The 26,692-nt window shown below is 65.1% G+C and carries 13 protein-coding genes and 1 pseudogene; 8 read left to right on the forward strand and 6 right to left on the reverse strand.

Features of this window, described 5'->3' with window-relative positions; all coding sequences use genetic code 11:
* Nucleotides 1-283, forward strand: a pseudogene (locus E0H73_RS47685) (hypothetical protein); the annotation flags it as partial.
* A gap of 67 nt (nt 284-350) precedes the next feature.
* Here the strand turns inward: E0H73_RS47685 and E0H73_RS41155 are convergent.
* From E0H73_RS41155 to E0H73_RS41180, 6 genes are all read right to left on the reverse strand, one after another.
* Nucleotides 351-875 (reverse strand): hypothetical protein, encoded by a 525-nt coding sequence (locus tag E0H73_RS41155; protein ID WP_131365968.1) that lies wholly within the window; start codon nt 873-875, stop codon nt 351-353.
* Nucleotides 876-1,408: 533 nt separating this feature from the next.
* A complete protein-coding gene (locus E0H73_RS41160; RefSeq protein ID WP_131365970.1) occupies nt 1,409-3,184 on the reverse strand; it encodes a hypothetical protein in 1,776 nt (591 codons plus the stop codon).
* A gap of 31 nt (nt 3,185-3,215) precedes the next feature.
* Nucleotides 3,216-6,383 carry a type I restriction endonuclease subunit R gene (locus E0H73_RS41165; protein WP_131365972.1) on the reverse strand — a complete coding sequence of 1,056 codons (3,168 nt, stop codon included), beginning with the start codon at nt 6,381-6,383 and terminating at the stop codon, nt 3,216-3,218.
* A complete protein-coding gene (locus E0H73_RS41170; protein ID WP_131365974.1) occupies nt 6,383-7,570 on the reverse strand; it encodes a restriction endonuclease subunit S in 1,188 nt (395 codons plus the stop codon). Before E0H73_RS41170 ends, E0H73_RS41165 begins: the two co-directional genes overlap by 1 nt.
* Nucleotides 7,563-9,146 carry a class I SAM-dependent DNA methyltransferase gene (locus E0H73_RS41175; RefSeq protein WP_238164611.1) on the reverse strand — a complete coding sequence of 528 codons (1,584 nt, stop codon included), beginning with the start codon at nt 9,144-9,146 and terminating at the stop codon, nt 7,563-7,565. Before E0H73_RS41175 ends, E0H73_RS41170 begins: the two co-directional genes overlap by 8 nt.
* Nucleotides 9,147-9,186: 40 nt before the next feature.
* Nucleotides 9,187-11,061: a helix-turn-helix transcriptional regulator gene (locus E0H73_RS41180; RefSeq protein ID WP_131365975.1), complete on the reverse strand. Its 1,875-nt coding sequence runs from the start codon at nt 11,059-11,061 to the stop codon at nt 9,187-9,189.
* A 176-nt stretch (nt 11,062-11,237) separates the two neighbouring features.
* Between E0H73_RS41180 and E0H73_RS41185 the strand changes: the two genes are divergently transcribed.
* From E0H73_RS41185 to E0H73_RS41215, 7 genes are all read left to right on the forward strand, one after another.
* Nucleotides 11,238-12,656 (forward strand): Fis family transcriptional regulator, encoded by a 1,419-nt coding sequence (locus E0H73_RS41185; RefSeq protein ID WP_131365977.1) that lies wholly within the window; start codon nt 11,238-11,240, stop codon nt 12,654-12,656.
* A gap of 48 nt (nt 12,657-12,704) precedes the next feature.
* Nucleotides 12,705-13,406: a DUF4352 domain-containing protein gene (locus tag E0H73_RS41190; RefSeq protein ID WP_131365979.1), complete on the forward strand. Its 702-nt coding sequence runs from the start codon at nt 12,705-12,707 to the stop codon at nt 13,404-13,406.
* Between the two features lie 408 nt (nt 13,407-13,814).
* Nucleotides 13,815-18,836 (forward strand): AAA domain-containing protein, encoded by a 5,022-nt coding sequence (locus E0H73_RS41195; protein ID WP_165556069.1) that lies wholly within the window; start codon nt 13,815-13,817, stop codon nt 18,834-18,836.
* Between the two features lie 182 nt (nt 18,837-19,018).
* On the forward strand, nt 19,019-20,230 hold the full coding sequence (locus E0H73_RS41200; RefSeq protein WP_131365983.1) for a hypothetical protein: 1,212 nt from the start codon (nt 19,019-19,021) through the stop codon (nt 20,228-20,230).
* 4 nt (nt 20,231-20,234) lie between these two features.
* Complete coding sequence (locus tag E0H73_RS41205) at nt 20,235-21,509, forward strand: DUF6361 family protein (RefSeq protein ID WP_131365985.1); 1,275 nt, start codon at nt 20,235-20,237, stop codon at nt 21,507-21,509.
* Nucleotides 21,509-23,284: a phospholipase D-like domain-containing protein gene (locus E0H73_RS41210; protein ID WP_131365987.1), complete on the forward strand. Its 1,776-nt coding sequence runs from the start codon at nt 21,509-21,511 to the stop codon at nt 23,282-23,284. The genes E0H73_RS41205 and E0H73_RS41210 overlap by 1 nt, the downstream gene beginning before the upstream one ends.
* Complete coding sequence (locus E0H73_RS41215; RefSeq protein WP_238164605.1) at nt 23,281-26,445, forward strand: helicase-related protein; 3,165 nt, start codon at nt 23,281-23,283, stop codon at nt 26,443-26,445. Before E0H73_RS41210 ends, E0H73_RS41215 begins: the two co-directional genes overlap by 4 nt.
* The last annotated feature ends 247 nt before the right edge of the window (nt 26,446-26,692 follow it).

Consider the following 26,692-nt stretch of genomic DNA (forward strand, 5'->3'; position numbering starts at 1 on the left):
CGTCACCCTCACGCAGAACCAACGCAGCAGCAGGACGATTCGCCATGCCTCATCATCCCAACCACCAACCGTAAATCAACTAACGACGCGCGGCACTAGAACCTGCACCGAACTCATCCTTGCGGCTGGCATCCCCCGTGTAGTCCTCGCCTGGAGCGAACCCTCGACCTTCGTCGACTGCGAAGGAGCCGAGCTGCTGAGCGCCGCCGGTGTCGAGGTAGTCGAGCTGCCTGCCCTGGCCGAACTAGTCAAGGAGATCAACGCCCACCTCCTTCACGGCTAGCTCGCTGTTCCTGGCTGTTGGCCAGAAGGTTTGAGCCATGGTGTCGTGCTGCGCGGCTGGCGAGATCTCAGCCAAGCCGGCCGTGCAGCTCGACGTACTCCACTTCGGCACGCAGCACCCTCGACAACACCGCATCAGCGCTCGGCAGCGGATGGAGCGGGAAGTTCGACCCGTCCCACCTCAGCCGGCCATCCGTGGTCGTCGACGGCGGGATGACCACGGATGTCCCCGGCTCGACGCACTCGACGCCGGTAACCAGCGGGCCGAGGTTGGCTTCGGGCTGGGGCGTGCAGGTGATCCAGTCGCCGTCCGGCAGCTTCATCGTCGGCGGCCAGATCCCAGGTCGCTCCTGCTCGTACAGCCGTTTGCCGTAAGCGCCGGCGATCCGCGGCAGGCGCCAGATCGCCACGGTCGGGCACGACGTGACCGCCAGGTTCGGCGGCTCGGCGACGTCCCAGACCACGCGGGCTGCGTCGGCATCGGTGATCCAGTCGCCGTCCGGCGTTCCCGCGATAGTTGCCGCCCGCACCGGAATCCCACGCTCCACGCAGGCGAGAGCCGTGTCCAACAAGGCGTTCTTGCGTCGAATCATCTGCCTGATCGTCCTCCCGTATCGGGAACATCATTGCCGCGCTACCGCGCGGCTTGTCAATCCGGACCTCACCAGGTCGCTGATTGTCCAACCAAGTGAGGAGCCGTCCATGTCCCAAGTCGAACAGATGAAGATGCAGCCGCACGGCTTAGATGATCAGTCAGGGCAAGGCGCAGCCAGTTTGGATGAGACATCGTCCGGGAAGCGGTCACTCCCTACGTCGTCGGCTTCGACCTCAGAGACCTGCCAGCGTGCGTGGTGCTTCGAGGAGCACGACGTGATCGAATGGAGTGAGGGCATCCATCCCACGCGGAAAAGACCCCTTGAACGCACTTCGGTTCCCCCCGACCGACCTCGACAAGCTGGCGGCGTACCACCAGCGAGTCGGCCGCGTCCACACGTCGTTCTTCACCTGACACACGCGGAGGACCTGATCACGCGGACCACAGCCTCGCCACTGCAGCCGCAGGCCTCGGCAGTATGAAGGCCCACAACCCATCTCAGCATGAGCATCACGAACTATGACTGTCGTACTAGGGGCGGTAGTCGTCGTGGAGGGTGATGCGAGAGAACTCGACTCGGCCGCCGGGGAGGATCCAGTAGTGGATGCGGCGGGCTTGAGGGCTGTTGACCTGTAGTGCCGCTCTCCAGCAGGTGGCGTCGTCCGCAGTCCGTCGGACGTACGGCGCGCCTGGTGACAGTGACTCGCGGAGTTGGTGGACCTGTCGGCCAGCGACGTTCTGAACCCGGCCGGTCAGGATCTCGACTGCGACGTCGGCGACCTTCTCGAGGCGGACGCCCGCGATCTCCGTGAGCGAGTCGAGAAAGTGCGCTCCGAGGTCGTACTCCGGCAGGGGGAGGAGCGGCTGCTCCCCGGCGGGCGTGCGTTTCGCCCAGGCTGTGAGTACGGCGTACCGGAATGCCTGCTCGCGGTCGGCGAACTCGGGAAGGGGCTGGGGTGCGGCGGTGGCGGTGGGCTTCTTTGCTTTGCGGAGCTGGGCTCGCTGGAACTGCAGGTCATGTTCGAGCCGGGCAACCTGGCGTTCGAGCTCTTGGCGCATAAGGACGAGTGCGGCTCGTTCCGCAGTGCCGGCGCGAAGCTCGTCGCGTACCTGGTCCAGCTGATGTTCGAGCGATTTCACTCGCCCGCGAAGCGCGTCGATCGTGAGTGTCATCGACTCCGTCGCCTGTTTCGGCGGTCGGTCGGCGGGCTTGGTCTGGCGCTGCTTGTCGAAGATGGCGGGCGTCGGTCGCGGCCGGAGCGTCTCCGGCGTCGCGCTGGGCGTCGTAGGAGAGGGTCTTGCCATCGCGAGGACCGCGGCATTCGCTACCTCGGCAGCCGCCTGATCGTCCCCGCTCGGCACGTGTCCGGACGGTGGAGCGAGGGGCAACCATGGAGGTCCGCCGTAGACGAGTGCCGTGGCGGGCACCGGCGTTTCGTGATCGTCGACATCGGCCAGACTGAGATGCCAGGTCGGACCTTCCGTTTGGACGCGCGCGGGCACGACTTCGCCCGGTGTCATGAGGTCCCGGAGATCGTCCAGATCGTTGCCCGTGACATCTGCTCTCGTCACAGTGATGCGGATCTCCGGGTGCAGGAGGAGCTCGGCTTGGTCTGCATGTACCGACGCGACTTCTGTCAGTACGACGTCCCCGACCCGATAGGCCCGGACCGCGACATCTGCCGGGAGCAGGCTCTCGGTGATGTCGAGTCGGCGAGTATCGGTGTCGAGGTAGCCCAGTACCCGCATCCCGACAGCAAGGATTCGTTCCAGGGGCACCGACGAGAGCGTGAGTTCCTGTGCAACCTGAGCGACCTGCCCGTCCAGCTTCACCAGCGCACGTCCCGGAACTGGAAAGCCTATGACCTCGGCTTCGCCACGCGCCCGGCGGCGGACTGGCGAGCGTTGGACGAGACCGGAGGCGGCCGCCATCTGCAACGCGTCCGCGATGAGGGCTCGTGTCGAACGCTCGCCTTCCTGCTCGTTGTAGGCGAAGCGCAGCGGCGAGAGGAGTGGACGTGTCACCCCGTCATGCCCTACCGGATAGGCCCTGCCCGCCCCGCCATACACCTGAGTCCCCTCGGGCATCTTCCCGGAGAACGTCCATGTGTGGGGCCCGGTTGCGATGAGATAGATGTCGGCGAGGTCCGCAACCTCGCAGAGGACCGCCTCCGGATCGATGTACGGCTCGCCTTTTCCCGCCGCCGTCGTGATCACCACGATGGGTCTGGTCCGGGAGTTGCCGTTCAGGCGGTCCGCGAGCGCCACGGCTCCCCGGTCGTCGACGATTCGTTGGACCTCAACCATGACTCGCCCCCTGTATCCGCTTCGGTCGGTGTCAGGCCGCGTAGCGCGGCGCCATGGCTTCCATTTGTTCGATGACGAGTTTGATCGCGCCGGCCTGCTTGTCGGGCGGGTACTTGTACTTGACCAGGAGGCGCTTGATGGACGACCGGAGTTTGGCGCGTACGTCGTCGCGCACAGTCCAGTCGGTCTTGATGTCGCGGCGCATGACCTCGACGAGTTCCCGGGCGATCTGCGCCAGCACGTCCTCGCCCTGGACCTCGACGGCCGACTCGTTGGTGCTGACGGCGTCGTAGAACGCGAGCTCGTCCTCGGACAGTGGTGGGCTGAAGTCCTTGCCGCGGTTGGCTTCGGCGGCGACTTCTTTGGCCATCTCGATCAGTTCGGCGATGACCTCGGCTGAGGTGAGTTGCTGGTTGGTGTACTTGTTCATCAGCTCGCGGATGCGTTCGGAGAACGCTCGCTGGCGGACGAGGTTGTTGCGGGTCGCCTTGCCGGACTCCTCGGTCAGCAGGTCTCGCAGCGCCTCGATCGCGAGATGGGCGTTCTCGACCTGCTGTGCCTTGACCTGGAAGTCGGGTCCGAGGTCGGACAGCGACGGCTTGGGCAGGCCGGCGGCTTCGTAGATGTCGACGATCTCACCGGTCGCGGTCGAGGAGGCGACCAGGTTCGACAGCAGCCGCTGAACCTCCTCGGGCACGGGCCGGCCGGATGCCTGCCGCTCCTGGGCGTCGAACTTCGCCATCCAGACGCGGACTTCCTCGTAGAACTTCGCCTCGGTCCGCACGTCGGCGAGGTTGTCGCCACCGCAGGCCAGCGCCCATGCGCGGGCGAGCTGGTTCGCGAGTTTCCGGAAGCGCTGGGTGAGGGTCTCCTCGCCCTCTACTGGCTGATTGCCCGGGGTGGCCGGCGAGCGGAGGTAGTTCGTGAGCCCCAGGGTCGTCTTGATCCAACTTGTGGTGCTCGGCTCGATCTTGCTGCGCCAGTCGTACCCTGTGCACAGCTGGTCCAGGGTGGCAAGCAGCGTTCGAGCGAGGTCGGCAGCCTCGCCGACGTTCTTGCCGACCGGCTTCTTGTCACGGTCGGTCTTGGTGTACTCGGCCAAGGCCTGGTTCAGATTGTCGGCCAGGGGTGCGTACGCGACCAGGAGGCCGTCAGGCTTGCCTCGGAAGGTGCGATTCACGCGGGCCAGCGTCTGCATCAGTAGTGCGCCCTTGAGCGGCCGGTCAAGGTACAGGGTATGCAGCGGCGGCGCGTCGAAGCCCGTCAGCATCATGTCCTTGACAATGACGAGTTGGAGCGGGTCCTCGGCGTCCTTCAGGCGCTTCTGGATCACCTTGTTCAGACCGTCACGTCGTACGTGTTTGGCAATCAGGCCGGTGTCTGTGGCGTTGCCCGAGTACACGACCTTGATCACGCCCTTGTCGACGGCGTCGTCATGCCAGTCGGGACGGAGCTTGATGATCTCCTCGTACAGGCTGGCGCAGATCTCACGCGTCCCGCCGACGATGAAGGCCTTGCCGGGGGAGGTGATGAACGGCAGCATCGCCTCGGATCGCTTCTGCCAGTGGTCGAGGATGTCGGCCGCCAGCGCCTGGAGGCGTGCCGGCGCTCCGTAGACAGCGTTGATGACGGCAACGGACTGCTCGATCCGCTCGCGTTCGACGTCGTCGAGGCCGACCGTGGCCTCGTCGGCCGCCTCGTCGAGCTGGTCCTCGCTCACCTCGCCGGCGAGCTTGACGCCGATGATGCGAGGTTCGAAGTACACCTGCACGGTGGCGCCGTCGTCGACAGCGCGTGTCAGGTCGTAGGTGTCGATAACGGAGCCGAACACCTCTTGCGTGTTCCGGTCCGCGAACGAGATCGGCGTACCGGTGAACGCGATGAACGCGGCCTTCGGGAGGGCGTCGCGGATGTGCCGGGCAAACCCGTCGAGGTCGTCGTAGTGGCTGCGGTGTGCCTCGTCGACGATAACGATGATGTTGCGTCGGTCGGTCAGCAGCGGATGGTCGAGACCGGCGTGCCGTTCCTTCTCTGTCAGGCCGAACTTCTGCAGAGTCGTGAAGTAGATGCCGCCGGTGGTGCGGTTGGACAGTTCGGCCCTCAGCTGCGAGCGGGTGGTCACCTTTACCGGGGTCTCGGCGAGCAGCCGCGATCTGTTGAAGGTTTCGAAGAGTTGACTGTCCAGTTCGTTGCGGTCGGTGACGACGACGATCGTCGGGTTCTTCAGCTTCGGTTGCAGGCTAACCGCGTGCGCGTAGAGCTCCATCTCCATCGACTTGCCGGAACCCTGCGTGTGCCAGACAACGCCGGCCTTGCCGTCGCTCTCGACCGCGTCCACTGTCGTGCCGACGGCTTTGGTGACGGCGAAGTACTGGTGCGGCTTGGCGATCCGCTTCGCGTATCCGTCAGCGCCCGCGTCGAAGGCGACGTAGCTGCGCAGCAGCTGCAGGAACCGTTCCTGGTTGCAGACCCCGTTCAGCAGGTACTCCAGCTCGATGCCCAGGCCGTCGTCGGGCTCGACTTCGCCGAGCTTGAGAGGCTGGCCGTCGTCGTCGACGTTCCACGGCGAGTAGTGGTTGAGGGGAGTGAACGGCGTGCCATACCGGGCGGTGATGCCGTCGCTGATGATCGAGAGCGCACAGAACCGGAAGACCAGCGGGAACTCACGCAGGTACGTCGCCAACTGGGCGTGGGCCGCCGCGATGTCCGCGTGCTCGGAGCCGGCCTTCTTGAGCTCGACGATCACCACCGGCATACCGTTCAGGTACAAAACGACGTCGAACCGCCGCTCGTACTCCGAAGACCGGACTGTCACCTGGTTGACCGCGAGAAACTCGTTGTCCTCGACAACATGACTGACGAGCCGGATCGTCGGGTTCTGCTCAATCCCGTCGGAGTCGATATAACTGATCCCGCGGTATCCGTGGACCAGGATGTCGTGCAACCGATAATTCTCCGCCAACGCATCCTGCGACTTCGGCGCCGCAATCTCCGCCAGCGCCTGCTCGATGTACTCGGCGGGCACCATCGGATTCAGCCGCCGCACAGCCTCCAGCAACCGCCCCCGCAACACGATGTCATCCCACGAGACCCGCCCGCCTTCAGTTCCAGGTGCAACCTCCACGCCATGAAGCGGCTCCCACCCATGCTCGAAGAGCTGATCCAGCGCAACTCTCTCCCACTCCGCCTCACTAACCATCACACAACCCCCTCCGCAACCTTCTCCGCTTCCCGAACCCCAACCTTGCCCGACATCAGCAATGGCAGCAGTTCGTCACGGGTCCGTGCAAGGACGGACGATTCTGAGACAGCCTGCTGCGCCGAGGCAATGAGTGGTTGCACCACACTTTCAATGCGAGCCCACTCGGACATATTCAGCTTCGGCACACGTACATGCTCGAACGTACGCATCGTGATCGTGTCGAAGACGGAACCATGCGCCATGGCCCTTGCCTGATCAGATGCATTTTCAATCAGGTACATCAGGCATCCTGCGGGAATAGAACCCGGTACGAATCCATAACAGGATTGGTTGATCGCGGAGGCTATGCCTAACCGAGCCACGGCACCAACGGTGCCGCGCGCTGTTAAGACGACCGATCCGACTGGTAAGGGGCGAAGCCGCTTCACCGATGCTGCGCTTTGAGAGATCTTTTCGGCTGTGGAGATTACAATGCCCTGAGTCGCGCCAGTGATGTCCTTTGCTGAAACCCATGGGATCGTGCCGTCCCACGATGACGCATCGGACCTGCTTGGTGTGCCGCCAAGAACTGGCTCCAACACAGATGCCATAACCGCAGTAGTGCGGCCTTCTATTGCCTGTGTGTAGCTCGTACGAGCCAACTCCAATACGATTCCGGCAAGTCGATCGTTGGCGGCGATCTTGTCGTCGAGCGCCCCCAGCACCTCCGCGATCGGTTGCTGCTCCGAGTAGTCCGGGAACCCTGGCGTGGGGAGGAGTCGGACGTCAGCCACATTCAGATGCGGGACCGTAGATCCTGACGCCTTCACCTGCAGGGCGGACTGCGTCGACGGCGACGTCAGGTAGTAGTACAGGAATCGAGACTCGACCACTCCTGGGCGAGGGCGCAGTAGAACCGTGCGCTGGCCCGGTGCGACATTCTCGGCTTCGGGGACTCGAACGACTGGCCCGACTGGCGCTTCGCGGGCCAGCAAGAGATCTCCGCATTCGGGGCGCAGCCGAGTCGTCCATCGGTCGAAGGTGTCCTTGCTGATCCTTCGTGCTTGCGAGTAGTCGATGGTGTTCCCCCGCATCGCAGGTGTGCCCACAGCGAAGTACTCGCCATCCTGATCGATCGGTGCAGTCTTGTGAGCGCAGTCAACGATCTCAGAGCATGCGTCGCCAAGCGTGTCAACCCTAGGCATCGATTCGCTCCAGCTGCTCTCGCACGAGCTTCTCGAGGCGCGCACTCTCGTCGAAGGTGGTAAGTAGGTCCTTAGTGAGGCGCTGGATCTTTGCGTCGATGGGTTCGCCGTCGTCCTCGGCTTCCGATGCGCCGACGTATCGACCCGGAGTCAAGGCGTAGTCAGCTTCCTTGATGTCGGCAAGCGTCGCGGACCTGCAGAAGCCTGGGATATCTTCGTACTTGAGGCCCTTGGCGGCTGCTGAGTCTGAGCCACGCCAGGTGTGGTAGGTGTCGCCGATGCGGACGATTTCTTCGGTTGTTAGGTCTCGTTCGGCTCGGTCGATCATGTAGCCGAGGTTGCGGGCGTCTATGAAGAGGACTTGGCCGGTGCGGTCGATTGAGCCTTGTTTGCCGGCGGTTTTGTCTTTTGCGAAGAACCAGAGGCAGACGGGGATGCCGGTGCTGCGGAAGAGCTGGGTGGGGAGGGCGATCATGCAGGAGACCAGGTCGGCTTCGACGATTTGGGCCCGAATGTCGCCTTCTCCGTTGGAGTTCGAGGACATGGAGCCGTTGGCCATGACGACGCCGGCTCGGCCGCCGGGGGCGAGCTTCGACAGGATGTGCTGGATCCAGGCGTAGTTGGCGTTGTTGGCCGGTGGTACGCCGTACTTCCAGCGCGGATCTTCGACGTTGCGGGCCCAGTCCTTAATGTTGAACGGCGGATTGGCCATCACGAAGTCCATCTGGTGATCCGCGTGCTGGTCGCGAGCGAACGTGTCTCCCCAGCGCGCGCCCAGGCCCTTGTTGTCGATGCCGTGGATGGCGAGGTTCATCTTCGCCAGCCTCCAGGTCTCTTCGATGGATTCCTGGCCGAAGATCGACACGTCCTTCGGATCGCCGTCGTGCTCGTAAATGAACTTCTCGGTCTGCACGAACATGCCACCCGACCCACAGCATGGGTCGTAGACACGGCCACCGTGCGGCTCCAGCACCTCGACGATCACCTTCACCACGCTGGGCGGTGTGAAGAACTCGCCGCCCCGCTTGCCCTCGGCGCGAGCGAAGCTGCCGAGGAAGTACTCGTAGACCTCGCCCATCAGGTCGCGCGCGCGATGCTCACCTTGCCGGCTGAACCGGGCGCTGTTGAAGAGGTCGATCAGTTCACCGAGCCGACGCTGGTCGATGTTGTCACGGTTATAGAGGCGCGGCAGCGTTCCGTTGAGGCTCTCGTTCTCCTTCATGATCGCTTCCATCGCGTGGTCGATCAGCCACCCGATCGACCGCTCCGGCTGATCACCGATGGCCGGCTTGCCCTTGGCATTCTCAGCGAGGTACGACCATCGAGCCTCGGGCGGCACAACGAACACGCCGTATCCCTGGTACTCCTCCGGGTCGTCGATGAGGTCGGCGATCTGCTCCTCGTCGTACCCCTCGCCCGTCAGATCGGCGCGGATCACCTCGCGACGTTCGTCGTACGCGTCCGAGACGTACTTGAGGAAGACCAGGCCGAGGATGACGTCCTTGTACTGGCTGGCCGACAGCGAGCCGCGGAGTTTGTCGGCCGCTTTCCAGAGCGTGTCTTTCAGCTCCTTCATGGTGGAAGGAGTCTCTGGTTGTTTCTTACGTGGTGGCACGTCAGCCTGCTTCCTTGGTGTTGATGGGATCGATGGAGACCGCACCACTCGCGACGCCGCGAATGAGGCTGGTGGTGAGGTCGTGGGTGGCTTGCATGTGTCGCCGGAGATTCGCCAGGTACTGGGCGGCGCCCGCCAGCGTGGCGTCGAGCGCCTCGGCTTCACCCGCGTGGAGGTCGGGAACGCTCCAGGTCTGCCAGTCGGTTCCGGGCGGGGCCAGCAGGTTGATAATCGCCGCCAACGCCTGCGGACCGATGGTCGCGCCGGGCCGGAGTCGGAGGATCCGGCTGGGTGACGCGACCAAGGCACCGCCCTCGAGGTCGACGCGGGCCAGCGGCCGCGGCCGCTGAAGGAAGATGACGTCGCCCGGCTCGGTTCGCGTCGCGCGGGGATACAGTTGCACGGCGTCCAGTGGGTCAAGCCGGGCGTCCTCGACGCTCGCGTCGGCGGTCAGCAGTCGGACGGTCCCGTCGCGGTCCTGCTCTGTGACATCAATACGGCTGCCACGCTTCATCGCAAGGTGGCCCGCTGAGACGAGCTCTCCGAGCGACCGCTGCTTCAGCAGGACCTGCCCGGGCGCGGGTGCAGCTGTCACGTCGTACCCGGGAAGCGGTTCACTCGTCGTCAGGGTCGCGGTGTGGATCTGGTCGAGATGGCTGGTGGAACTTGTGGATCCGAGCTGGACCGCCCGAACGCCGCGAGGCACCACCGGCCCACCTGCCAGTACCGAGGCCAGTTCGCCGGCGCGTGCATATCGGTAGGCGCGTGCTTCGGTGAGCTTGAGGGCGGCCGAAATGTCGGACGCGAGGTCCGTCAGGTCAAAACTCTCCGACGTCACGTCGGCCATCCGGAGTGACCGGGTGCTCCGCCCTCCCTGGACGATCCACACCGCGAGGCTCTGCCGATGCGCGGCCTTCCAGAGCCCACGAGGCAGCCGGATCGCCATCGCGAGGTTCCCCGCACGGAGAGTCTGTGCTCGCCGTTGCTCACCACCGCCGGTCATTTCGTCGCAGAGTACGGCGGCCGAGCCCAGGGCGATACCGATATCGGTCGGCCTCAGCGAGACGACCAGATCGTCCAGAGCGTCGAGCGCGATCGTCTCGGATTCTCCAACCACAGACACCACTCGCACCGTGCTGCGCGCCTCGCCGATCACCTCGAAGCCGCCGATCACGGCGCGGCGCCGCAGCTCGCGTCCCGACACGGCGGGACCGGCCAGAATCGCGGGGAATCGCTCGGCCAGCCGGCTCGCAAGTCGGTGGTTGGACGGAGGCACAAGGGCGACCGATTCTCCGCCGAGGTGCACCCGCGCGGCATCGCCGGCCGTGCACAGCAACTCCACCACCCCCTCGGAAAGCCCTCGCTCGCCCGCCTGCCTCTGCAGGCGTCCAGATTCGAATCGCGCCAGGGCGTCGGACACGCCGTACGACGCCCCGGCCAAGTCGTCCACGTACCCCAACAGGTCGATGTCGGCACGGAGCTGGTAGACCTCCCGCTGCAGGATTTCATCGGCAGGATCGATCTGCTCCGCGAGCGCGTGCAGTTCGGCCGTGTCGAGCTCGGCAAGCTCTGTCCCGCTCATCGCGTGCAGGCAGAGCAGCGTTACTACGTCATCGGCGTCCGCGGATTCGGGAATCGACAGCGCCGGCGCGTCCTGCCGTGCCTCGGGGTTGTTGCCGCGGCCCGTCTGCTCGAGCCAGGCGACGATCTCGTCGCGATCGAACCGCTCGACACCGCCGACTGTAGCGACCGCCGAGGGGAACGGGATGAACTGTCCCCGGGCCCTCGGGCGGCGGCGCCACATCGAGACCACGGGCCGGCTGACGCGGGCGAGGAGCGCCACATCCGGCAGCGTCAGCGTCGGCTGTTGCTCCATTCCGCACCTCCCTCGTCATTGATGGCCCGATACTACGGCGGATCTCCGACATTTGCTGATGATCTATTGATAAGCCTGCTTATCAACTATCGACGTTGCTGCCAGAGATGGATGCTCTCATGCTGCTTTCACCGCTGTCATCGGGACAGCGCCGAACTGAGGAGCACAGCCTTCCCATGACCAGAGGTGAGAACGCGGCGCACTTCGACGCCGCCCTGACAGGGATCGTCATCGAGTCGCTGACCATCGCCGGACCCGATGTCGTACGCGAAGCACAGCACTGGGCCACCGGCCGCCGGGGCCCGATCGTCGAGGACCCGAACCAGCTGGCCGGCGCCGACCTGTCGGCTTTCGCCACCGAGGCGGTCCTCCTTGGTGCGCGGGCGCTGGCTGCCACGGCGCAGACTTCCGAGGCGCGCCTGCTGGAGCAGATGCTCAAGGAGGTCGGCGAGAAAACGGAAGCCGCGAGCTCGAAAGCGGCCGAATTGACCGAACTTGCCGTCAAGGACGCCTCGACGGCCGTTGTTCAGGTCGCCAACGACGCGAAGAAGGCCATCACCGAAGCTGATCAGCAGAGTCGCAAGGAGTTCACCGCAGCCGTTCAGGGCGCCAAGAACGATTTGAGCGTCGAGATCAGGCGGCTCGTCGGTGGCGACAACCCGGAGCTCCTCGAACGCCTCCAGCCAGTGCTGGACAAGTTCGGCTCCGGCCTCGAGACACAGGTCCGGACGAGCACACGCGAGCTCCTCGAACGGGCCGCGAAGCAGTTTGACCCGACCGACCCGTCCTCGCCGATGGCCAAGCACGCCGCCAGCCTGACGGCTCAGCAGGAGAAGGTAACTCAGCAGCTCGAGAAGAACCACGGAGAGCTTGCGGCAAAGGTGGACGAGCTGACGACCATGCTCAAGGTCCAGCAGGCGAAGACGAAGCTCGTCAATGTCACCCCGATCAAGGGCGATTCGTTCGAGGCGCAGATGCACGACCTGCTCCGCGGTATGGCGGCGGCACTCGGCGACGAGTACGTCGACACAACCGCAAAGGTCGGTCACGTACCGCGGAGCAAGAAGGGCGATGGCGTCCTCACAGCGGCCGGCTGCGCTCACGTCGTCCTCGAGATGACCGATTCGCCGCGGACCGGCTGGGGCGAGTACTTCGACGAGGCCGAGCGGAACCGGGGCACAATCGCGGCCATCGGCATCGTCCGTTCGCCCGAGCAGAACGACGGCCAGTCGATCCGCGTCCTCGGACCACGGCGCGTCGTCCTGGCCTTCGACCCGAACGGCGACGATCCCGAGCTGCTGCGCACCGTCGTACTGCTGATCCGCACGGTCGCACTCGCGGCGACCTCGCGGACCGGCACCAGCGAGGTCACGACGGCCGAGGAGAAGATCGGCGAAGCACTCGCACAGCTGGACAGGATCGCGAAGGTCAAGAAGCTCGCGAACGGGATCCAGAAGAACGCCGGAACCATCGACAGCGAGTGCACCGGCCTGAACGCGTCCATCCGCCGACTGCTGGACGAGGCTCTGGTCGCTCTCGCCGGATCTTCTGCCGCGCCCGCTCCGTTGACCGGCGTCGTGTCCGGCGCCGCCTGACAACTCACAACCAATCCATTCAGCCAGACCCGGTGGGGGAATCACGAAATGTCGCAGCATCAGCAGAATCCGCAGTACCAGCCCGGTCTGCCGCCGCAGCCGGTCAAGAAGCGCCACATCCTGCGCAACACGATGATCGCGCTGTCCGTCGGTTTCGTCGTGCTCGCAGGCGGCTGCGTCGCCGTCCTGGCGAACGGAGTGAACGACGCCGCGAAGGACAGCACGGCCACCAAAGCTGAAGCACCGGTCGTCACGTCGCCGGCGACCCGACCGACCGAACCGGCGAGCGAGCCGCCCGCCAGCGCCGAACCGACCGCGACGCCGACCGAGGAAGACCGCGTCGCGAAGGTTGGTGCCACGCAGTGGTTCGACTACAGCGACGGAGTGAAGGTCCAGGTCACCACTCTCAAGCGGTTCCGGATCAGCCAGTACGCCGCCGGCGGCAAGCCGGGCGACGTGGGAGTCATTGTCACGGTCACGCTCCAGAACGGGTCGTCGGACACCTTCGACACCGGTCTCGTCGACGTCAAGCTCGCCAGCGGACCCAACGGCGACCAGGCCGATTCGGTCTTCGACTCCGAGCAGAACCTGGGTGGCGGGTTCGAGGGCTCGATCCTGCCGGGCAAGAAGAAGACCGCCCGGTACGGCTTCGCGATTCCGAAGGCTCACGTGAGTTCAACACTCCAGCTCGAGGTTGCGCCTGGTTGGGACTACGAGGGCAGCCACTTCGAGGGCAAGTTGTCGAACTGACGTCCGTGGCCAGGAGACCGGCTTCGAGGAGGGAGGGAGCCGGTCTCCTGCTGACTACGCCAATCCTGCTCACTCTCGATGGAACGTAGTCGGGTAGTGCCCCGTTCGGCAGAGCAAGCCCGTACAACTCGTCGTGGGCGGGCGACGCTTAACCGGCGCAGACGCGTGTGCCCGACGATTCAGTCCTTCGGACTCGCCGACAATGTCCGGGCCAGATGTAACGGTCTGGACCCGATAACGATCAACAAAGGGGCGCCGGGCTAGGTGGTCGGTGAGAGCGGTCGCGCTGACAGTGTCGGCGGGGCCTCTTACAGCGGTGACGATGCGGGGAGCAGAGCTGTTCTCCTGGGGGAAACTATGGGGTCATTGGATATCGGTGCGTCGCTGGGGGCCGTAGCGGACGGGTCGTTGAACGATCGTGCAGCTCGGATCTTCGAGTTTCTGGTCAAATTGCAGCAGCTCCGGACGCGCGTCGTGCGTTCGGTGGATGCCTACCGCGCGGTTATGTGGCTGGGCCAGCTGCCGACGACCGACGCGCTCCGATTCGGCGCTGAGACCGAGGAGTCTGGAACCTGGCTCGCGATCGACCGGGTCGAGCGGATCGCGCCGCCGGTCCCGCCGGATGTCCTCCGTCCTTGGCTCACCGAGCGATCGCTTCGTGACTCGTCCCAGACATTGCCGACGTTGAGCAGCCGCTCGGCGCGGGCGATCCAGGTTGTCACGCCGGAGGGCGACCACGAGACGCGGACCGAGGAGCTGCTGCTCGAGGATCACCCCGAAATCGAGTCTGAGCTGGACGAGTGGGCTCCGGAATGGCAGGCATGGGCAGCGGACGACCGCCCGCGTGCCGCTGTAGCGGAGGCATATCACCACCTCTACGAGATCTACCAGGATGCTACGGCGCTCGCAGAGACGTACGAGGTCGTCGTCGGATTCGGATGCCTGGTGTCGAGGTCGGGCGGTCAGGACGTGAAGCGTCATCTGGTCACCATGCCTGCCTCGATCGAGCTCGATCTCGATTCGGGGCGACTGACGGTACTTTCGTCCCCGGACGGACGGGCACCGGTGCTGGAGGAAGACATGCTTGCCCCCGCCGATACAGCCTCGGACGAGGTGCGCCAGGCGATCCGCGCCGGCCTGAACAGCCTGGACGACCCGTGGGCAGCCGAGCCGGATGGAATCGCGGGCGTGCTGCGGACCTGGGTCAACGGGGCCGGCCCGGACGCTGCGTTCGATCCCGGAATGCAGTCGCCGTCCGGAGGCACGCGCCGCGCCGACGGGCAGCCGACGGTCGCCTTCGCACCAGCCCTGATCCTTCGGGAGCGCACGAAGAGATCGTTGGTCGCCGCGTGCGAGCAGATCATCGCGCAGCTGCGAGCCGGTGCAGAGGTGCCGTCCGGCGTCAAGCAGTTCGCGCAAATCACCGACGGCCGTGTCTCGGAGGTGGATCAGGTTCCATGGGAGACGGCGTACGCCGATACCGAGGTGTACTTCCCGAAGCCGGCGAACGACGAGCAACGGCAGATCCGGCAGCGTCTGGCTGACCATCAGACAGTCGTGGTCCAGGGTCCTCCGGGAACCGGAAAGACGCACACGATCGCGAATCTGATCAGCGACCTACTGGCCCATGGGCAACGGGTACTGGTCACCAGCACGACGACTCGGGCGCTCACCGTGCTGAAGGAGCAACTCCCGAACGAGATTCGAGACCTCTGCGTCAGCGTGACCGACGACGCGGGCAGAGGGCAAGCCGATCTCGAGCGGTCTGTTGCCACCATCCTCGCCGAGGCCGACCGAGCGAACCCGAAGGCATCGGAACGTGAGGAATCACGGCTCCGAGGGCAGCTCGCCGACGCTCGGGCGCGCGAGCAGGAGGCAATGACCCAGCTCCGCAGCATCCGCGAGCGGGAGACGTACGTCTACGCCCCGGAGATCGGCGACTACTCGGGAACGCTGCAGCAGATCGCAGAGCGGCTTGCCGGCGAACAGGACACTCTGGGATGGTTCGACAAGGACCACGACGAGACGCTTTCCCTGACCGTTGCGGACGTTGTGGGCTACTTGCAACTTCTCCGTCGGGCGACGCCGGAGCTGCGTGCGCTCTGTGGACGCGTACCTGACCTGAGCGAGATCGTTCAGCCTGCCGACTTCCAGCACCTGGTAGAGCGTCGCGCCGAGTTGAGTGCACGGGCACAGGATCTGGCGGACGCACGCCGTACGGACGAGTTTGCCGCCTTGACGAGATGTGATGCGGCAGAACGTGACCAGATCCGCGTCGGTGTTGCGGACTTGGCCCGCCGGCGCCAGGATCTCGGCCGCCGGCTTGAGCCTTGGTTAGCAGACGCCGTTCGAGATGTGACCGGCGGACGCGAGCGCTCATGGCGGCAGCGGTCGGAGGCGACCACCGCTGGTATCGCTGGCGCACAGTTCTGGCTGCAGGCTGTCGGTGGATCGCTCGTCACCGGACTTGACCGTCTTGAGCTCGCTGATGCGGTCGGGCAGGTCACCACGCTGGAACAACACCTCGCCAGCGGCGGAAAGATCAAGGGTCTGCTCGGGCGCTCCAAGGCCGCGAAGGCCGCAGCGCTGCTCCTCGAGTGCGTCCGAGTCAACGGCCAGTCGATCGAGGATTTAGATCAGCTGCAACCGGTGCGGGGTCGCGTGATGGCCGAGGTCGAGCTCTCCCGATTGGAGGATCTCTGGGGATACAGCCACTCGCCGTTCGGGCCGCAGGAACAGCGGATTGCCGTCCTGACCGATGAGAACGTCGTCCTGGGGCAGGTGTTGACGTTTGCAGACGCGGCATCGGCGCTCGACCAACGACTGAAATCGGTCGCGACGATGCCGGCGATCGACCTGCGCGAAGGCGACGGATTAGTTCGTTTGCAGAGAGCATTGGACGCGGTGGAACTGCAGTCCTTGCAGGACGATGTGCAGGCCAGGACGGAGCACACCAAGGAATTGCTGGCCGACCTCGAAACAGCGGCCGGTGCCGTATCCGCGGTGAGCCAGGGGGCCGAGGCGCTCAGGCGCTGGGACGCGGCTGACTACCGCGGCGCGTTCCAGGCATTCGCGACCGCGCACGCGGCGAATGCGGTTCTCGAGCAGCTCGATCAGGCGCGTCTCCGGGTAGCGCAGGCTGCCCCGATCCTCGCGGTGAAGATCGAGGAAACTGCATCCGACCCGATCTGGGACGAGCGGCTCCCCAAGCTGATGGAGGGGTGGGCGTGGTCGGTCTGGGACAAGCGGCTGCGTGACAAGAACGATCCCGAGGCGGAGAAGCGGTGGCGGGACCGCCTCGACGTGGCGACGGACGATGTACAGGTCGCAATCAAGCGGCTCGCGACCAACCGCGGCTGGGTTTATGCGCTGCAAAGGATGAGCTCACGGGAGTCGACTCACCTGAAGATGTACTCCCAGGCGGTGCGCAAGATCGGGAAGGCCACCGGCAAGTACACGAACAGGTATCGTGAGGATGCTCGCAAACACCTCCAGGAGTGTCAGAGCGCGGTTCCTGCCTGGATCATGCCGATGCATCGGGTTTTCGATACGGTCCCGGTCGACCGGCCGAACATTTTCGACGTCGTCATCGTCGACGAAGCGAGCCAGTCCGGCCCTGAGGGGCTCCTGTTGTCCTGGCTCGCTCCTCGCATGGTGGTTGTCGGCGACGACAAGCAGGTCAGCCCATCGAACGTCGGCCTTGACCTCGAAGCCGTGTTCACGCTGCTGGACAACTATCTCGGCCCGCTGGAGCATCGATCGCTGTTCGGGCCGCGAAGCAGCTTCTTCGATCAGGCAGTCGGCATGTCCGGCTCACGGATCATGCTGCGGGAACACTTCCGCTGTATGCCGGAAATCATCGGCTTCTCAAATGACCTGTGCTATCGCGGCGAGCTCGTGCCGTTGCGGCAGTACGGCGCCGAGCGGTTGACTCCGCTGCGGACGACATACGTCAGCGGTGCAGTGGTGTCGGGATCGCGTGACTATGTCAACGAGCGTGAGGCTGACGAGATTGTCAGCCAGGTCGAGAAGTGCTGTGCAGATCCGGCGTACGACGGTAAGACGATGGGCGTCATCACCCTACTGGGGCACAGCCAGGACCGGCTGATCATCCAGCGGCTCGTGGATGTGCTCGGCGTCCGAGTAGTCGAGGAACGCAAGCTGCGTGCCGGCAATGCGGAAGCCTTCCAGGGCGACGAGCGAGATGTCATCTTCATGTCGATGGTGTCGAGTCTGCAGTCCACTGCGGGGCCGGTCCGGATCGGTGCCCTCAGCAAGGAGTCGGATCAGCAGCGGCTCAACGTGGCAGCGTCGCGGGCGCGGGACCAGGTCTGGCTCTTCCACAGTGTGCAGCCCGGCGATCTGTCCGGAAAGGATCTGCGGCAGCGCTACCTACAACATCTCCTCAAACCACCGCTCGAGCAGGATGCCCTCGACCTCGGCGAGGTCAGGCCGGACCGCCGGCACGCGGCGTTCGACAGCCTCTTCGAACAGCGAGTGTTCATTGCTCTGCGCGAACGTGGGTTCCTCGTCCGACCGCAGGTCAAGGTCGGTGGCTACCGGATCGACCTGGTCGTCGAGGGTGGGACGAAGCGCCTCGCGGTGGAATGCGACGGCGATGCGTTCCACGATGCCGAAACCGCGGACAGCGACGCTGCTCGGCAGCGAGACCTCGAACGGGTCGGCTGGACGTTCTGGCGCGTTCGCGGCAGTACCTTCTTCCGTGATCCGGAGCAGGCACTCGAGCCGCTGTGGCAACTACTCGAAGCGCTCGATATCCAGCCCTTGGTGTACGACCCGGCTGCCGAGACCGACTCAGTTACGGAAGTCGCGGCGCTGGCAGTTCCACTCGATCTGGACCTCGATTCCCCGCGTTCCGATGCGCCGACCGCTGCTGTGCCCGTGACGTCTGCGTCGGCAGCATCGGGTGTCGAAGAACCGGTGATGCCCGGGGAGCAGCGATTCCGCAACGGGAAGATGCTGTTGTCCGCTACTGCGCGGGACCGAGTACGGCAGGAGGCCGAGGCGGTCAGGCAATGGCTGGCCGATCCACCATCGGTCCATGCGGTCGACTCGCGGTCTCATGCCGTCGAACTGGCAAGGCAGGAGCAGCACCGTGAAGAACTGGAAGACCGTCTGGACTATCTCGGCTGGGTGCTGGCGCAGTCGGTCGTGGAGCAGCTGAACCAGGGCAGTCGGTGGGTGACGCCGGGCTGCATCATTGGACTTCGCTACCGCGGTGAGTCGGACATCGAGCGACTGATCGTCTCTGCTCTTCGGCACGGCGCCTGGATCCCCGTCGGCGCAACACCTCTGAGTCCGATGACAGAACTCAGCAAGGCGCTCGAGCATGCGCAACTTGGCGACAGCATTCGTTACGACACGGCATCAGGCACCCAGGAGGCGGACATCGTCGAGGTCATTGACTGACCGCCGCGGGCCGCAATAGACACGACTGGTGCGCTACGACAGCGTCGCGCACGATCTCGTGGAGTTCAGAGAGGCAGGACCGCATGTCCGAGTTGTCGCCTGGAGCGCAGCCCGAAGAGGATGACGCCATCCTCGTGAGCATCGACGAATTCGGGATCTTCGTCCAGGGACAGCAGGACATCGTGGAGCGCGCGATCGACCGGTTGCTGGGCGAGGCCGACGTCGCGCCGGCTTCGCGAATGCGTCTGTCCTTGTCCGATCTGGCGGCAATAGGTGCCACCGGCGCCGGGCTGGCTGCCACCTCCGGCGAGTACCTCCGGCTCACAGCGGACGGTCTGGCGAAGGTCGGGGCGCTCGGCGCGCAGTTCGACGCGTCGGGCGCGCTGCGCGGATACGTGCTCGACGGTGGGAAGTTCGCCGGCCAACTGACCTTCGAACCGGTGTCCTTGGTGGCTGAGCAGGCTTTGGCTCTGCAAACCGCAGCTGTGTCCCTGGCTCTGCGCTCCGCGATCGCGAACGTGCAGAAAGCCGTTGAACGCGTTGAAGGCAAGGTCGACAAGATCAACCGCCACCTGGACAGCCGGCTCCGTGGCGACATCATCGGGACTTACCGACATCTCGCAGCCGTCGTGGCTGCAACACAGGATAGAGGCCACTTGCTGGACGCCGATTGGGACAGTGTCTCGGGGACGCGCGCGTTGACTGCTCGAGACCTCGACACGTTGCGCGCGTTCGTCAGCACGAAGGCGGGGGAGGTTACCCGTGAGCTGAACGTCCCGGACCGCAGGGCGAGATTCCGGCAGTTCAACGATGAGACGGGGAACGTTCGCGACCTGCTCGAGTTGATCCTGATCGCGGAACAGTCGGTGCATCTCTACGAGTACCTACGCGTGCAGCAGGTTCGGCAACGGGAGCCCGAGCACATCAGCTCAGCGCTCGCCGACGCGCGCGCGTCGTTGGTTGCACAGCATGTTCTCGATGAGGAGCTGGTTGAGGCGCTGGTGGCCGCGGTCGAGCGGGGTCGTGGAATCGACCCGCTGGAAATCCATCGGGTCCTCAGCAAGAACGGCCTTGACAAGCAGGTAACCATCTTCCACGGATTGATACGCGAATTCGCGTCAGCCACCAGGTCGACACCGCCGCAAGAACTGACAGCGATCGGTGACCCAACCCTCGCAGACGCACGGGATGCGGCGCTGACCCGGACGGTCGAGGCTGCTCAAGTGGCCCGCGCGTTGGGTGGAGTTGCGTCGCGGGAAGGTTCCGCGATCGTCCGCGCCGGCGGCGATCGGATCGGACGCGCCGTGAGCACGCGGGTACCTCGCCGTACCAAGTCGAACGCCATGGAGACGCCCACCGACGAGCCGGCTGCGTCGGCCGAGCCCGAGGCCTGAGCCAATGACAAGTCGTGTCGCCTGGATGAGCTTCGACGCCGAACAGCAGCGCCGCGTCCAGCTCATGATGGCTGCGCTTGCCAATCAGGGCACCGTTGACGAGCTCGGGCTGGGGCCGGCGCGGGACCTCATCGCCGGCGTCTTCCACCCAGGGCTGAGCGTGCTGCACACGCGCGCCAAGTACCTCCTGTTCCTGCCGCAGATCTACCGGTCGTTGCCCTCTAGCGGATCGCCGGAGGCGCTGCTGCACAGCGGACGCCGTGGAGAGGGGAGGTTGGCAGCACAGCTTGCCGAGCACTACAGGAACGATCGGGATGCCGGCCGCGGGATCATCGGCCGGAACACCAGAGAACACGCGAAGCAGCCGGCGAGCGTGGCCTACTGGCCGCTCTTGCGCAACCTCGGCATCCTCCGAGGCTCGGGTTCGGTGACGCAGTACTGTCGCGACCTCGCCGAGGCCTACGAGCTGCGGACCGCACGGTCGGCTCTGCATTCGGAGGACGAGCCTGTGGACGGTCCTGATCACCGGTGGGTCGAGCTACCGCAAGCAGGACAGTTCACCGGCTTCCGGCTGTCTGTCGACCAAGCTCAATGGCTACGCCAACGATTTCTGGACCGGGAACGCCACGTTCCGTCCGATCAGCGCTCGCTCGTCGCCTACCTCCTGGATCCCGGCCGCCACACCTGGATAACCGGCGTTCCGCAGGTGTGGGACCATCCGGAGAGTCGTCGATTCCCGGCCCCGGCGGCTCTCGCCATGGGGCTCGGTCGTGATCTCGACCAGCTCGTGCACGGCGTTCGGATCCTTTACAACTATCTGTGCGCGCAGCGACGTCCTGACCATGGAGACGCGCGGGATCAGCAGCTGGAGACATACGCGGACGCCCTGCGGGAGTGGCGGGAAGAAGCTCCGACCGCGCTCCTCGACTCGGAGCGGCTCTCCGAGCTCAATAGTTGGGTGGCCGCGCGACTCGAGGCCGGCGGAGGTCTCGCGCGGACTCGGTGGGAACAGACCTACAGGTTCCTCCGAGCCTGGCGTGGACTGGCGAACTCGTCCGACGATCTGCTGGCGAGTGCGGATGCAGCTCGGTTGATCACCAATCGGGAGAACGCTATGAAGCCAGGACGGGCGAAGTTGACGCACACTGATCGGCTTCGTGCTTGGCAGGGGGATTCGGGCTATCTTCGGTTCGACTACAACTGGCAGGTCGCGAACCGGCTGCTGTCTGACATCCACGATGGTCTAGGGACCGCCACCGTCGCATTCGGGGTCCGGTGATGCTGGGCCTTGACCAGACCGCGATGCTGATCGATGCATTGCGTCCGCCTCCGGGGATGGCAATCGACGCCGCGATCGGCACCACGTTCACGCTCGATCTGTCGGCGCTTCTCGCCGTTCCGGTGGCGGCATCGTTCGCGGAGCAGGAGGACGAGGGTGCCGATCTGCTGGAGACGATCCGGCGATATGCGGACCGCACGATCCTGTTCTGTCAGGCCGGTGCGATTTCGGTTCCGGCGTACCGCGCTGCCCTGACCTTCGTCGAGCAGACTGTGGTGGAGGTAGGCAAACCGGACGGGGGCTTGTTCCACCCCAAGTCGTGGATCGTGCGGTTCACGTCGGGGCGCGGACGTGTGCGACACCGCGTTCTGGTGATGAGCAGGAACCTGACCTTCGATCGCGCCTGGGACGTGCTGGTGCGGCTGGATGAAGATCCTGAATGCTCTGCGGCCATCGACGCCGCACCATTGGTCGACTTCATCGCAGGCGTGGCCGGTGCAACCGTACGACCTCTCACTCTCGCGCAGCAGGAGCTCGTGGGATCCATCCGTGACACGGCTCGCCGAGCACGCCTGGCAGTTCCCCCGCCATTCACCGACGGCGCTTTCGTGCCGCTGAGGCCAGGCCGCCGAGTCTTCCCTTTCTACGAGCGATGTGATCATGCCCTTGCGATCTCTCCCTTCCTTACGCATCGCCCAGTCGTCGATTTCCTCGGTACCGCAAGCAGCTGGCGAGGTATCGTCTCCCGGGCTGGCAGCCTCGACGGCGTTCCGAGCGCGTTGACCGGGGTGGAAGACGTGAAACGGATCAAGGATGCCGTGCTCGACGCGCAGCAGTCCGTCGATCCCGTGTTTGAGGCCACGGCCGACGACGAAGACTCTGCTGAGGGCGTGGACCTCGGTCCGGCCATGCGAGGACTCCACGCGAAGATCTTCGTCCAAGACGTCGGTGACCGATCGACAGCGTGGCTCGGATCGGCGAATCTGACGGACGCGGCGCTGAGCCGGAACTGGGAGCTGCTGGTTCGGCTGACAGGCTCCCGCAGGGATGTCGGGTACGACGCCGTGCTGAGCCGGAAACCCGAACAGAACAACCTTTCTTGGCTGGTCGAGGACCATGAGCTCCCGGAGAAGGATGCACCCGAGGACGAATCGCCGCTGGTCGGGCATGCATTCGACCTGGCATCGGCGGACATCACCGTGACGCTCACGGTCCACGAGCACATCCGCGCCGCGCTGCGAATCAGCCCGTATCAACCACCCGAGGACGTGGTAATGCAGGCCAGGCTGCTGAGCCAGCCCGACTTCACCACCGTCGAATCCGGCGAAGCGACGTGGGACGGTCTCGCTCTTCACCAGATCACTCCGTTCGTCGTGCTTCAGCTTCGGGCACCGAGTGAGACTCGCAGCGTTTTGGTGCGGGCACACCTGATCGGCGATGACTACGAAGAACGGCGTGGTGCTGTGCTAGCCCACGCCATTGCGAACCGCGATGATTTCATGCGCTATCTGGCAGCCCTGCTCGGACTCGGGCCCCTCGGCGGCTATTCCGTCGACGCCGATGGCGCGGGAGGATGGTTCGCCGGAAACCTCGACGCAGACAAGGTGCTCGAGGACCTGTTGGCAACGGCATCGCGGCACCCGCGTCGGTTGGCCTCGCTCGAGCAAACACTCCGCCGGCTGGAGACTGAGCCGCGGTTCGCAGAGATCGTGCCGTCCGACTTCCGCGAGCTCTGGGCCGCGGTCCACACCGCCCGGAAGGGGGCGATCAGGTGAGGCTGCGGGGACCGTGCCCGGACGACGAGCTGACAGCTGCGACATCGGGTCTGAAGGAGTTCCAGAGACGGACTGCTCGTACGGTCGTCGAGGCGATGTTCGAGCGTGGCCAGCGTCGTTTCCTCGTTGCTGACGAAGTGGGACTTGGCAAGACGAAGATCGCGCGATATGTCGTCGCGGAGACCATTCGGCGGCTCTGGGACGATGCTGACGTCGATCGTATCGACATCGTCTATATCTGCTCCAACGGACAGATCGCCCGGCAGAACGTCAGTGACCTGAATGTGCTGAGCGACGTACCGACCCGGGCCGCAGACCGCATCACCATGTTGCCTGCTGCCCTCGCTCACCTTTCGAGGACGCCGGTCAACCTCGTCGCCTTCACCCCGGCGACATCCTTGAATTTTGGTCATGCCGGAGGACAAGCGCGGGAACGCGCAATGCTTTTCCATATTCTCTCCCATGAGCGTGCCCTCGGACCGAGCGTGATGTCCCGCCGCGGTGCAACATCGCTCCTCTCCCTCGGGGCGAGGAGCTTTGAGGCGGCGCTGCCGGAGGCGCAGCGTGTCCCGATCACCGCCGAGTTGGCGCGCGGTTATCACAACGTTCTGGCGCGGCAGGGCCTTGTCGATGAGGTCGAGTACTGGTCTGACGGCCGCCGACGGATGGACCCGACAGAGCAGCGACGTCTCGTGGGTAGGCTGTGTCGAGCGCTGGCGGAGTCGTGCTTCGATCAGCTCACGCCCGACCTCATCATCCTCGACGAATTCCAGCGGTTCAGCACCGTGCTCGACGGCGTGGGCGACGACGGAGAACTAGCCCAAATGCTGTTCGAACGGCCGTCCACGCGGGTGCTTCTGTTGTCGGCGACGCCCTACAAGATGCTCACGGGCGTCGGTGACGATGAGAGTCACGCCGAAGGGTTCTCCAGGACGCTGTCGTTCCTCCTGGGCAACGAACGCGCGAACGCGTTGGACGAGGTCCGAGACGACCTGACGAGACTCCGCCACGGACTGGTCGGCGAGCGGGACCTGGTCCGGCTGGCGACGACTCGAGACCGCGTCCAAACGACCTTGCGCAGCGTGATGGTGCGCACCGAGCGACTGGCCGCGACGGAGGACCGAAGCGGCATGCTCGACGTGAGCAGCGACGTTCGCTGCCCGGTGACTCCGGCCGACGTGTCTGCTTACGTAGGCACGGACAGGGTGACGCAGACGCTCGACAACATCCCGACCATTGTCGAGTATTGGAAGTCGGCGCCATATCTGGTCAACTTCATGGACCAGTACAAGGTCAAGGATGCGATACGGAAGGGCTGGCGCGATCAGAACCCTGACCTGGTAGCGGCGCTACAGGGCCGACACATGCTCGAATGGGACGACGTCGACCATTATCGAAGGATCGACTCGCGCAACCCGAGGGCACGTTGGCTGATTGAGGACCTCGCCGCAGCTGGGGCATTCGAGCGGCTCTGGGTTCCACCGACCTTGCCACAGACCAGCCTCCGAGGCGCCTACGCGGGTGCGGAGCCGTTCACGAAGCGGCTCATCTTCTCCGGTTGGGCGGTCGCACCCAAGGCCGTGGCCGGCCTAGTGAGCTTCGAGTACGAGCGCCGGAACCACCGAGCAGGTGTGACGTATCGGAACGCCCACCAGGCAACCGGACGGCTAACCCTTCCGGCACTCTCGCGATCGGCCAGTGAGCGGTTCACGACGCTAGCCCTACTGCTGCCGTGCCGGCGCCTCGCCGAGCTCGGTGATCCGCTCGCCGCAGCCGGCGAGACCGAAGACGCAGTGCTGCCAGTAGACGTGATGACGCTCCGTCGACGGGTAGCCGAGAGAATCGCGGACGAGCTGCGGCCTGTCACCCGACAGGCGACCTCGACCGGTCGCTCGCTGAACATCTGGTACGCCGCGGCGCAGGCCTACCTGGATCGAGGGCTCCTTGACCTCCAACCGACGGATTGGCAGGACGAGGAACGAGAGTCGCGTGGACTAGTGGACCACCTCGAGGCGCTGCATCAGGGGATGGAATTCCCGGACGAGTGGGGTCCGCCGCCCGATGACCTTCCTTGGCGATTGGCCGATCTGGCCATAGCCGGACCTGCTGTGGCCGCGTTCCGAGCCTTGCGCCGGATCGCCCCGCGACTCGGCGTCGATCCGGACGATCCTGACCTCCATGCCGGCGCAGCCAAAATCGCGTGGGCCTTTCTCAGCTTCTTCAACGATGCCGAGAACACCGCGCTGGTGGCTCCGCGCAGCCGGGACGGCGACTATTGGACGCACGTCGCCGAGCACTGCCGCGACGGAGCACTCGGAAGCGTTCTCGACGAATGGTTCCACCTTGTCCCCGACCAGCTGCGACTTGACGCCGCCAGCCCGCAGCCCGTGGCGTATGTTGTCGACGCGGTCTCTCGTGTCCTCCGTCTCAAGGACGGCAGCATGCAGACCGACTACTTCGATCTGCGGGACGAGGACGGTCTGCCACGCACGGAGGAGTTGCGTACGCACTTCGCCATGCGGTTCGGCCAGGCGCGCGGAGAGACCGCCGAGGGCGACAACCCGGTGGATGTGCGCCGAGCCTTCAACTCGCCGTTCCGGCCATTCGTGCTCGTCTCCACGTCGGTTGGGCAGGAGGGGCTCGACTTCCACTACTACGCCCACGCGGTCGTGCACTGGAACCTCCCGGGCAACCCCGTCGATCTGGAGCAACGCGAGGGTCGCGTCCACCGGTACAAGAACCACGCCGTGCGGAAGAACCTTGGCTACAGATTCATCGGAAGCCGGGCGGTCGCTAAATCCTCGGATCCGTGGTCGACACTCTTTCAGCTTGGCGACGATGGCCTGGGTGGGATGGTGCCAGAGTGGATCTTCACCGGCCCTGCTGCCATCCAACGCCTCGTGCCGCTCCTCCCAATGAGCCGAGACGTCGGCCGTCTCCAGGAACTGGTCAAAGCCACCACGGTCTACCGCATGACGATCGGCCAACCCCGACAAGCCGAGCTCGTCGAGGTGCTGACCGGACTGCCAAAGGACGAGCAGGAAGCGCTCCGCCAGGCTGTCACCATCGACCTGTCACCCACGGGCCAGCATGAGCACTTCTCTACGGCGATGGCCGAGCGGGCAAGCAACGACGAAATTGCCATCACAGCCGAGTCGTGACCGGCATGGACGACGATCCGGCGCTGGTGGCGCTGGTGATCGGCTGGACGGCAGCGCTCGGCGCGGGTGAAGGAGAGCCCATAACTGGCCAGCGAAGCTCGTTGCGTCCGGGTGCAGCCAGCGGGAACTCGGCCGTGACGAGAACCTCGTGCCTGCTCCCCGTGCGCGGTCAGGTCGGCCACTTGAGCGACTCACCGCCTGCGAGGCTGGGCCTGCCCCATTTTGACGGACATCCGAGATCAGGAGC

It is taken from the genome of Kribbella pittospori (assembly GCF_004331465.1).
GTDB classification, from domain to species: domain Bacteria; phylum Actinomycetota; class Actinomycetes; order Propionibacteriales; family Kribbellaceae; genus Kribbella; species Kribbella pittospori.